Annotated in this window: 11 protein-coding genes; 1 reads left to right on the forward strand and 10 read right to left on the reverse strand. The window is 43.2% G+C overall.

Annotated elements, in window-relative coordinates:
• Positions 1–192: 192 nt before the first annotated feature.
• The 9 genes from LG34_RS08205 to mtaB form a co-directional block, all read right to left on the reverse strand.
• Positions 193–1,251 (reverse strand): lactonase family protein, encoded by a 1,059-nt coding sequence (locus tag LG34_RS08205; protein WP_109215651.1) that lies wholly within the window; start codon positions 1,249–1,251, stop codon positions 193–195.
• Positions 1,252–1,253: 2 nt separating this feature from the next.
• On the reverse strand, positions 1,254–2,534 hold the full coding sequence (locus LG34_RS08210; RefSeq protein WP_109215652.1) for a peptidase U32 family protein: 1,281 nt from the start codon (positions 2,532–2,534) through the stop codon (positions 1,254–1,256).
• A gap of 10 nt (positions 2,535–2,544) precedes the next feature.
• Complete coding sequence (locus tag LG34_RS08215; RefSeq protein ID WP_109215653.1) at positions 2,545–3,204, reverse strand: O-methyltransferase; 660 nt, start codon at positions 3,202–3,204, stop codon at positions 2,545–2,547.
• 21 nt (positions 3,205–3,225) lie between these two features.
• Positions 3,226–3,567, reverse strand: coding sequence for a YlbF family regulator (locus LG34_RS08220; RefSeq protein WP_109215654.1), 342 nt, complete (start codon positions 3,565–3,567; stop codon positions 3,226–3,228).
• A gap of 6 nt (positions 3,568–3,573) precedes the next feature.
• Positions 3,574–5,175, reverse strand: coding sequence for a ribonuclease J (locus tag LG34_RS08225; RefSeq protein ID WP_109215662.1), 1,602 nt, complete (start codon positions 5,173–5,175; stop codon positions 3,574–3,576).
• A 102-nt stretch (positions 5,176–5,277) separates the two neighbouring features.
• Positions 5,278–5,535: a DUF1292 domain-containing protein gene (locus tag LG34_RS08230; RefSeq protein WP_109215655.1), complete on the reverse strand. Its 258-nt coding sequence runs from the start codon at positions 5,533–5,535 to the stop codon at positions 5,278–5,280.
• Between the two features lie 7 nt (positions 5,536–5,542).
• Positions 5,543–5,980 carry a Holliday junction resolvase RuvX gene (gene ruvX, locus LG34_RS08235; protein ID WP_109215656.1) on the reverse strand — a complete coding sequence of 146 codons (438 nt, stop codon included), beginning with the start codon at positions 5,978–5,980 and terminating at the stop codon, positions 5,543–5,545.
• A 9-nt stretch (positions 5,981–5,989) separates the two neighbouring features.
• Entirely contained in the window at positions 5,990–6,253 is a 264-nt protein-coding gene (locus tag LG34_RS08240) for an IreB family regulatory phosphoprotein (RefSeq protein WP_109215657.1), read from the reverse strand.
• Between the two features lie 39 nt (positions 6,254–6,292).
• Complete coding sequence (mtaB, locus tag LG34_RS08245) at positions 6,293–7,576, reverse strand: tRNA (N(6)-L-threonylcarbamoyladenosine(37)-C(2))-methylthiotransferase MtaB (protein WP_109215658.1); 1,284 nt, start codon at positions 7,574–7,576, stop codon at positions 6,293–6,295.
• Between the two features lie 152 nt (positions 7,577–7,728).
• On the opposite strand from mtaB, the gene LG34_RS08250 reads away from it, so the two are divergent.
• Entirely contained in the window at positions 7,729–7,962 is a 234-nt protein-coding gene (locus tag LG34_RS08250; protein WP_109215659.1) for an HPr family phosphocarrier protein, read from the forward strand.
• A gap of 215 nt (positions 7,963–8,177) precedes the next feature.
• Here LG34_RS08250 and thiI read toward each other — a convergent pair whose 3' ends face one another.
• Positions 8,178–9,365, reverse strand: coding sequence for a tRNA uracil 4-sulfurtransferase ThiI (gene thiI / locus LG34_RS08260; protein ID WP_109215661.1), 1,188 nt, complete (start codon positions 9,363–9,365; stop codon positions 8,178–8,180).
• Positions 9,366–9,504: the final 139 nt, after the last annotated feature.

A 9,504-nucleotide genomic window follows, 5' to 3' on the forward strand; every position in this document is an offset into this window, starting at 1 on the left:
CTCCCACTGAGAAATACTTGTTACTACTCACCACTTGCAGAAGTGGGAGCCTCAACTCAGACTGAGATGAATCTCTGTACACATAAAAAGACTGCCATCAAAACCATTTTGGTTTCGGTGACAGTCTTTTTTATTTCAAATATCAATCATTTCTATTAAAAGAGAATTCCATCTCAATCCGACTATCATTCATTACTGTAACTTGTGAATAAAAATACAGTTCGGCTGTTCGATCTTGATCGGTTTGGAATCCTGCAGGAAATAGCGATTCTCATAATTCATGTTGTAAGTAAACATCTCATTTGTCTCATGACTGAGGATAATAAAATGCTTATTATCCGGCATAACCGCCAGTGCCTTCGGATAATCTCCACTGGTCTTGCAATGGAAAAACGGTGTAAGTACTCCGGTTTCCTTATCTACATCATAAATGATCGCTGTATTAATACCTGCATTGGTTACAAACAGATGATTTCCATCCGGTGAAAACTCAATACCAGATGCAGCTGCACGCTGTTTTTCGCCCGGTTCAATGGTGCTGATACGCTGAATCAATTTGAACGGATCTACATCGTCATCTCGTTCGCCAACTTCATATACTTCAATAACGTTATCAATTTCACATAATACATAAGCATATTTATGCTGACGGTCATAACGAAGCATCTTTGGGCCACTGTCCAGTTCACAACGAAGAATATCTTCCAGCTCCAATTTATTGTGTTCTCTGTCGATCCGGTAAATTTTTACCTGATCCAGACCACTGTCTACTGCGCAGACACACTGCTGATCCGGTGTCACCTTTACACAGGTAACATGTGGCATAGAGCTGCGGTCTGTAATATTTACACCAATGCCTTTATGGAAAATTCCATCTGCGATCTCACCGATAGAACCATCCTCATTCAGGTTCATCATGGTAATACGTCCGTCATGGTAGCCTGCCACAAACAGGTAACGATCCTGCTCATCCACTTCCAGATAGCATCCTCTCATGCCACCTGTCCACACAGAATTGATCGGTTCCAGATCTCCATCTTCCAGAATACGGAAGGACTGTACACCTTCATCTGCAATAGAATAAAGAAACTTTCCGCTGGTAGAAACAATTAAATCAGATGGATTATTAATCGGAACCACCTTGCGTTCTGTCATTTTTCCTTTCTCGGCATCTACATCAAAAATATGGATTCCCACACTGCTTCCGTGTGTGTAAGTGCCGACATATGCCACATAACGATCTTTTGCCATGACTATTCCTCCTCTTTCCTACGCAATATGTCATAAAGTTCTGCTGCATGGTTGTCCTGCTCCGAAACCTCTGCCCCGGAAAGAGCACCATTTTCTGCCGCTGCAAGTTCGATATATAAAACCTGCTTCGGATGCGGCGCAGATTGCATCTCCTGCCCTTCTTCGTCCACGATTCTGCGAACGACTACCGGAATGTTTCTTCCATCCGGCTTCATGATTTCAATCTGTTCCCCTACAGAAAATTTATTGCGCTGTTCGATACGGTATAATCCGTCTGCAGTGCATTCCCCTATAATGCCCAGATAGGTATACTCTTTTACATAAGTATTGTTGTCATAAATCTGAGCACTTTCATCCGGTTTTCCGAAGAAAAATCCGGTTGTAAACTGACGATACGTGCAATTGGAAATCTGATCCAGATACCAGTCCATGTTTTTCCGGTATAATTCCGGAGACTCCAGATAATCATCAATTGCCTTACGATACGTACGGGCTACGGTAGCCACGTACAATGCGGTCTTCATACGACCTTCAATTTTAAAACTGTCAATTCCACTGTCGATCAGCTCCGGAATGTGCTCGATCATGCACAGGTCCTTGGAGTTAAAAATATAGGTGCCACGTTCATTCTCGTAAACCGGCATATATTCTCCCGGTCTGGTCTCTTCCACGATGGCATATTTCCATCGGCATGGGTGAGTGCAGGCCCCACGATTTGCATCACGGCCGGTAAAATAATTGGACAGCAGACATCGTCCGGAATAGGAAATACACATAGCACCATGGATAAATGTCTCCATTTCCAAATCTGCCGGTGCTTTCTCCCTGATTTCCTTTAACTCTGCCATAGACAGTTCTCTGGCAGTTACCACACGGCGTGCGCCAAGCTGATGCCAGAACTGATATGTTCCATAGTTTGTATTGTTTGCCTGGGTACTGATATGGATATCAATCTCCGGACATACTTCTCTGGCGATCATAAAGACACCCGGATCTGAAATGATCAGTGCATCCGGTTTGATCTCTTTTAATTCTTCAAAATAAGCTCTCACTCCGCTCAGATCGCCATTATGAGCCAGAATATTTGCTGTAATATATACTTTTACATCATGAGCATGTGCAAACGCGATTCCTTCCCGAATCTCCTCCATGGAAAAGTTTTTCGCTTTGGCTCTCAGTCCAAAGGCTTCTCCACCGATATATACTGCATCCGCACCAAACACAACCGCTGTTTTTAATACTTCCAGACTGCTTGCCGGAATTAATAATTCTGGATGTTTCATGTAATGCTCCTTACTCTTTTTCCTGTTGTTCTTTCTTTACACTGACGGTCACGCCATCCCCCACCGGCAGTACTGCCGTAGTCAGGTTCTCGTTGTGGGTCAGTTCATACAGATACTCCCGCATTCTCTTGTGGATCGTGCGGTTTCTTCTGGTCACTGCATAATGGGACTCTATGATATCTCCGTCCTGCAGTACATTATCTGACACAAGAATACCACCCTCTGCCAGTAAACGCAAGACATCGTCAAAGAAATGGATGTACTGCCCCTTGGCCGCATCCATAAAAATAAAATCATATGGTTCCTGCAATGTCTTTAACACTTCTGCGGCATCCCCCTCCAGCAGTGTGATCATCTGATCCCGTCCTGCTTTCGTAAAATTCTCTTTTGCGATGGGAATGCGCTTTTCATAATTTTCTATCGTAGTGATCTCACAGTCCACCGGATTATATTCTGCCATCAGTAATGCAGAAAATCCGACCGCCGTCCCTACTTCCAGTATCCGGACCGGGCGCTTCATCGCCAGTAGTAATTTTAACAGGCTCTGCATTTCCCGGCGGATAATCGGTACATAATCTGCTTTCGCTTTTTTTTCCAATTCTTCCAGAAACGGTGTATTTCCCGTGTTGAGAGAATTGATATATGTCACAAATCTTTCATCAACGATCATAGTCTAACCTGTACCAGTTTCTTATTCTTCATACAGAATTGCTTCAAAATCCAGACATCCAAGCAGTTCCTTATTGATCTGCTGAATGATACGGCAGACTGCAACTTCCGCTGTCAGATATTCCCCTAAAAGAGGATCTTTGTATACATCTGCATATTCCTGTTCCAGACGGTCTGCTTCGGTAAACAGATCAATCTGATCTTTGCTATTCTGTAAAAAATAATTTTTTCTTCGAAATTCATGAAGTCTGTGCTCTTTTTCCGGATAGTGATGCACTTCCTCCCGGATCTTCTGATACCGGCAGAAAGCGTCACTGTTCTGCAGCGCAAGCTTCAGTTCCTCGATGCTTGTATTTAAATCCATTTTCTCTTACACTTCCATGATAATCGGAATGATCATCGGGCGGCGTTTTGTCTTTTTCCATACAAACTCGCCCAGTGAATCTTTGATCTCTGTCTTGATCTTGCCCCAGTCTGTGATACCGCGGTCGGTCAGATCCGTCACATGCTCATTCAAAAGATGCTGTGCCTCATCCATCAGGCTCTCAGATCCACGCACATAAACAAATCCACGGGATACGATATCCGGTCCTGCCAAAAGCTGTCCGGAACCGCCCTGCAGTGTCAGGACAACGATGATGATACCGTCTTCTGCCAGATGCTGACGATCACGCATAACGATATTTCCGACATCTCCGACACCCAGGCCGTCGACAAATACGGAACCTGCCGGTACTTTTCCAACTACTTCTGCGCCGTCTTCATCAATTTCCAGTACATCACCGGATGAAATCATCAGAATGTGCTCTTTGTCCATACCAAGTTCTGCTGCTACGCCAGCCTGTGCTTTGCGGTGTTTGAACTCACCATGCACCGGAATTGCGTATTTCGGATGAAGCAGGGAGTAGATCAGTTTGATCTCTTCCTGGCATGCATGTCCGGATACGTGAGTATCCTGGAAAATAACATCTGCGCTCTGGCGGTACAGATCGTTAATGATTTTTGAAACCGCTTTTTCATTTCCCGGGATCGGATTGGAACTGAATACGATCAGATCGTTTGGCTGAATCTTCACTTTGCGGTGAATGCCGTTTGCCATACGGGACAGCGCTGCCAGCGGCTCGCCCTGACTTCCCGTTGTGATCAGAACTGTTTTCTCATCCGGGTAATTTTTCAACTGGTCCACTTCGATCAGTGTATTGTCCGGAATGTTCAGATAGCCAAGTTCGGATGCAATGGAAATGATATTGACCATGCTTCGTCCTTCTACCACTACCTTACGTCCAAATTTATATGCGGTATTGATGATCTGCTGCACACGATCCACATTGGATGCAAAGGTTGCAACAATGATTCTCTGATGTGTGTGATCACTGAAAATACTCTCAAATGTTTTTCCGACCTTTCGCTCTGTCATGGTAAATCCAGGGCGTTCTGCATTGGTACTGTCGCACATCAGCGCAAGTACGCCTTTTTTACCGATCTCTCCAAAACGCTGCAGATCAATGGCATCTCCGTAAACCGGTGTGTAATCAACTTTAAAGTCACCGGTGTGTACCACGGTTCCTGCCGGAGAATAGATGGCCAGTGCTGCTGCATCCTGAATACTGTGGTTTGTCTTGATAAATTCTACACGAAAGCATCCAAGATTGATATGCTGTCCGTATTTGACCACTTTTCGTTTTACTTTATTGAGCATATTGTGCTCTCCAAGCTTGTGATCGATAATGCCGATGGTCAGCTTTGTCGCATAAATCGGCACATTGATCTCACGCAGCACATAAGGAAGTGCTCCGATATGATCCTCATGACCGTGCGTGATAAAAAATCCCTTTACACGATCGATATTGTCTTTTAAATATGTGATATCCGGTATACATAAATCAATACCGTACATATCATCTTCCGGGAATGCCAGACCGCAATCCACCACAATAATACTGTCTTCGTATTCGAAAGCAGTAATATTCATTCCAATGGCTTCCAGTCCGCCAAGGGGAATGATCTTTAATTTAGATTTTTTTGTATTTGCCAAAAAATCGCACCTCCTGTTTTATTTCCGTTCTCATTTTTCTTACATTTCAATATCCACGTCGTCCAGCATCTCTGCAAAAACTTTGGAGATAGCATTTAATTCCACATCATCCTCCACCATTGCATAGATAACATCTTCGTCCTCTGTCTGTACTTCCTTCAAAATATATGCAACAGAATCCTCCTCTTCTTCCTCAGCTGCAAGCAGATAAGTCGTTCCGTTGATACATGTCTGTTCTAAAAGGTACAATTCAAGTTCTTCCTGATTCTCCGGATCTGTAAAAATAATTTTGTCCATCGCACTTCTACCCTTCCGTGTGCTGTCTGCTCTGATAATCCAGATATCCCTGTAATATAAAGATGGCAGCCAGTTCATCCACATATTCTTTTCTGTTCTCTCTGCGGATTCCGACCTGCATCATAGTACGGTCTGCTTCTACGGTGGTCAGTCGTTCATCCCAGAGCACTACCTCAAGTCCGGTACGCTTCTCCAGCATTTCCTTAAACTCAAGTGTCTTCTCACATCGTTCGCCTTCTGTGTTGTTCATATTTTTCGGAAAACCAAGTACAATCTTTCCTACTTCATATTCCTCTTTCAGTTCATTGATCCGTGCCAGTGTCTGGCGCAGCTTTCCCGGTGCCTTCCGCCGCACGATCTCAATTCCCTGGGCAGTCAAAAACAAGGGGTCACTGATTGCAACCCCAACCGTCTTTGAACCGAAATCAAGTCCCATGATTCTCATACGTTTATCCTAATCCCATCCATGTTTTGCAACGTAATCTTTCAGAACTTCTTCTACCAGCTCATCACGTTCCACTTTCATGATCAGACTGCGGGCATTTTTATAACTTGTAATATATGTCGGATCTCCGGACATAATATATCCCACGATCTGATTGATCGGATTGTATCCTTTCTCTGCCATCGCTTTATATACGATTTCCAGAACATCACCGATTTTTAATTCCGGTGCTTTTTCTACTTTAAAATATTGTGTACTGCTTAAGTCCTGCATAACTTGTACCTCTGTCGTTAAAATATATCAATATTTATTCTAATATAAATAAGGGAAAAATTCAACCGTCATTATCCGGTTCGCCAGGTTTTCCTCCGTTGGTACCCATACTTTGACATATTCCGGTGTCAGTCCTTCAAAATAGCGCACGCCATCCACCTCTACCGGTTCCTCAAATAATACGGACACTTCTTTTCCTTTATAATAATTAATAAATTCTTTTTTCTGCTTTTCTGCCAGCTCCATCAGGATTCCACTGCGCTCTGCTTTGACAGATTCCTGAATCTGATCCGGCATGGATGCAGCAACGGTTCCGTTTCGTTTGGAATATTTAAACACATGCACCTCATAAAAATCTACTTTTTTCACAAATGCGCAGGTCTCCTCAAACTCTTCCGGTGTCTCCCCCGGGAATCCCACGATAATATCCGTCGTGATCGCCGGATGTTCATAATACTGACGCAGCAGATCGCATTTTTCCAGATATTCTTCCGGTGTGTATCTGCGATTCATTCGTTTCAAAACAGTGCCGCTTCCGCTCTGCAGGGACAGATGGAAATGTGGACATACCTTCGGCAATTTTACCAGAGCCTGTACAAAACTTTCTGTGATAATCCCCGGCTCCAGAGATCCCAGTCGGATACGTTCAATACCGTCAATCTCATGCAGTGTCTGAATCAGTTCCAGCAGGCTGCTGTCGCAGTCAATGCCATAAGAACTCAGATGAATTCCTGTCAGCACCAGCTCCTGAAAACCGTTTTCTGCCAGTCTGCAGGCTTCCACAGCGACATCCTCCAGTTTTCGGCTTCTAACTCTGCCTCGCGCATACGGAATGATGCAGTAACTGCAAAACTGATTACAGCCATCCTGCACTTTCAAAAATGCACGAGTATGCTCTGACGGATGAATGACCGTCAGTTCTTCGTATTCCTGTTTTGTATGATTAATATCCAGCACGCCTTCCTGCTCAACACCATGATCTGCCTCATAGGCTGCCAGCATTGCAAGAAGATCCTGCTTTTTATTGTTTCCGATAATAATATCAATGGCCGCATCTGCTTTCGCCTGCTCCGTGGATGTCTGCACATAACACCCCGCTGCCACAACGATTGCATCCGGATTCATTTTCTTTGCTTTATGGATCATCTGTCTGGATTTACGGTCCGCAATATTCGTCACAGAACAGGTATTGATAATATACACATCCGCTCTGTCATGGAACGGCACGATCTCATATCCTGCCTGCTCCAACATCTGCTGCATTGCCTCTGTCTCATATGAATTTACTTTACATCCAAGGCTGTGTAATGCCGCTTTTTTCATTGTTTCAACTCCTATATCGTGTTGCGTATGCCCAAAATCAATTTTGGTAAGTCATTTCAAATATTCCGGGCGTACATTATTGACTTTTTTATAATTTGAAGTTACTATTGAAGAATAAGATAAAATATTTATTTTTCAGGAGGGCTGGTAAAATGAAAACAGTACAGATTTCTTTAAATTCCATCGATAAGGTAAAAAGCTTCGTCAATGCAATTACTCAGTTCAATTTTGATTTTGATCTGATTTCCGGAAGATACGTCATCGACGCAAAATCCATCATGGGTATCTTCAGTCTGGATCTGTCCAAACCGATCGACCTTGCAATTCATGCAGGCGACACAGATATGGCTGAGATCATGGAAGCATTAAAACCTTATCTTGTATAATCTGATACAGATAATGATGAAAATACTTATTTCAAAACCAGATACCGGGAAAAGTCAAGATGATTTTTTCCCGGTTTTTTATTTGCCAGAAAATTACGCTGAACTTTCTGGCAAGCAAAAAACACTTTCTGAAAACAATGCAAGTTTTTATATAACTCTAAACCTCAATATACGAATCATTCTTTTTCTATACTTATTCAATAGACTGATTTTTTCTATTCCTCGCAAACAGTGATTGTCTCTGTTGTCTCGATAGCTGTCTGCATCAGTTCATCAATTTTCTCATTCAGATGCTGTTCGGAACGCTCAATGATCTTCAGGTTCGGTTTTGTCACTGGATGTTTTGCAACGAAGATCGTACAGCAGTCCTCAAACGGCTGAATGGATGTCTCATAAGTATCAATTTTTTCAGAAATTGCAATAATATCATTTTTATCAAAACCGATCAGCGGACGGTATACCGGCATATTGCATACTGCATTGGTTGCTGCCAGTGACTGCATGGTCTGGCTTGCTACCTGTCCGATACTCTCTCCGGTGATCAGTCCAAGGCATCCGGACTCATTTGCAAAATGCTCTGCAATCTTCATCATATAACGACGCATGATGATGGTCAACTGGTCATGCGGGCATTTGTCATAAATATAAAGCTGAATGTCAGTAAAGTTTACGATATTTAATTTGATTGGACCGCTATAACGGGATACGATTCTTGCCAGATCGATAACTTTCTGTTTTGCACGCTCACTTGTATAAGGCGGTGCATGAAAATAAGTAGCCTCAATGGTAACACCACGCTTTGCAATCATATAACCTGCTACCGGACTGTCGATACCACCGGACAGAAGCAGCATTGCTTTTCCGGCTGTTCCAACCGGCATACCGCCCGGTCCCGGAATGATCATGGAATAAATATTTACCTGAGAACGAATTTCCACGTTCAGCATGATATCCGGGTGATGTACGTCAACTTTCATCTCCGGATAAGTGTCCAGAATGATCTCACCAAGATCTGCATTGATCTCCTGGGAGTTTTTCGGGAAGTTTTTCCGTGCTCTTCTGGAAACTACTTTGAAAGTCTTATTTTTATCCGGATATACATCATCCAGATATTTCAATACGTCTTTTGCCAGCTGGTCAAAACCGTTCTCATCTACTCTGACTAACGGGCAGATGCCTACGATACCGAAAACTCTTGTCAGGGCCAGAACTGCCTCATCGTAATCATAATCGCCTTCTGCATCTACATAAATTCTTCCCTGCTCTCTGGAAACGGAAAAAGTTCCGTCCACCGGCTGCAGAGCATGTCCGATCTGTTTCATTAACGCTTCTTCAAACACGTAACGGTTTTTTCCTTTGATACCGATCTCGCCGTATTTGATCAAAAATGACTGAAACAACATAAGTTTGTTTCTCCTCTCTCATTGGTTCTAACTTGTAATTATTCTGCAGTTATTTTCAAATCTAAACTCAAGTATACTTTCAGTATTCGTGCTTTCAAGTCGAACGCACGTGAGACTTGGTGCGTGATTCTGGTCAGCG

Origin of the sequence: Eubacterium ramulus (genome assembly GCF_003122485.1) — a bacterium.
Classification (GTDB): Bacteria; Bacillota; Clostridia; order Lachnospirales; family Lachnospiraceae; genus Eubacterium_I; species Eubacterium_I ramulus_A.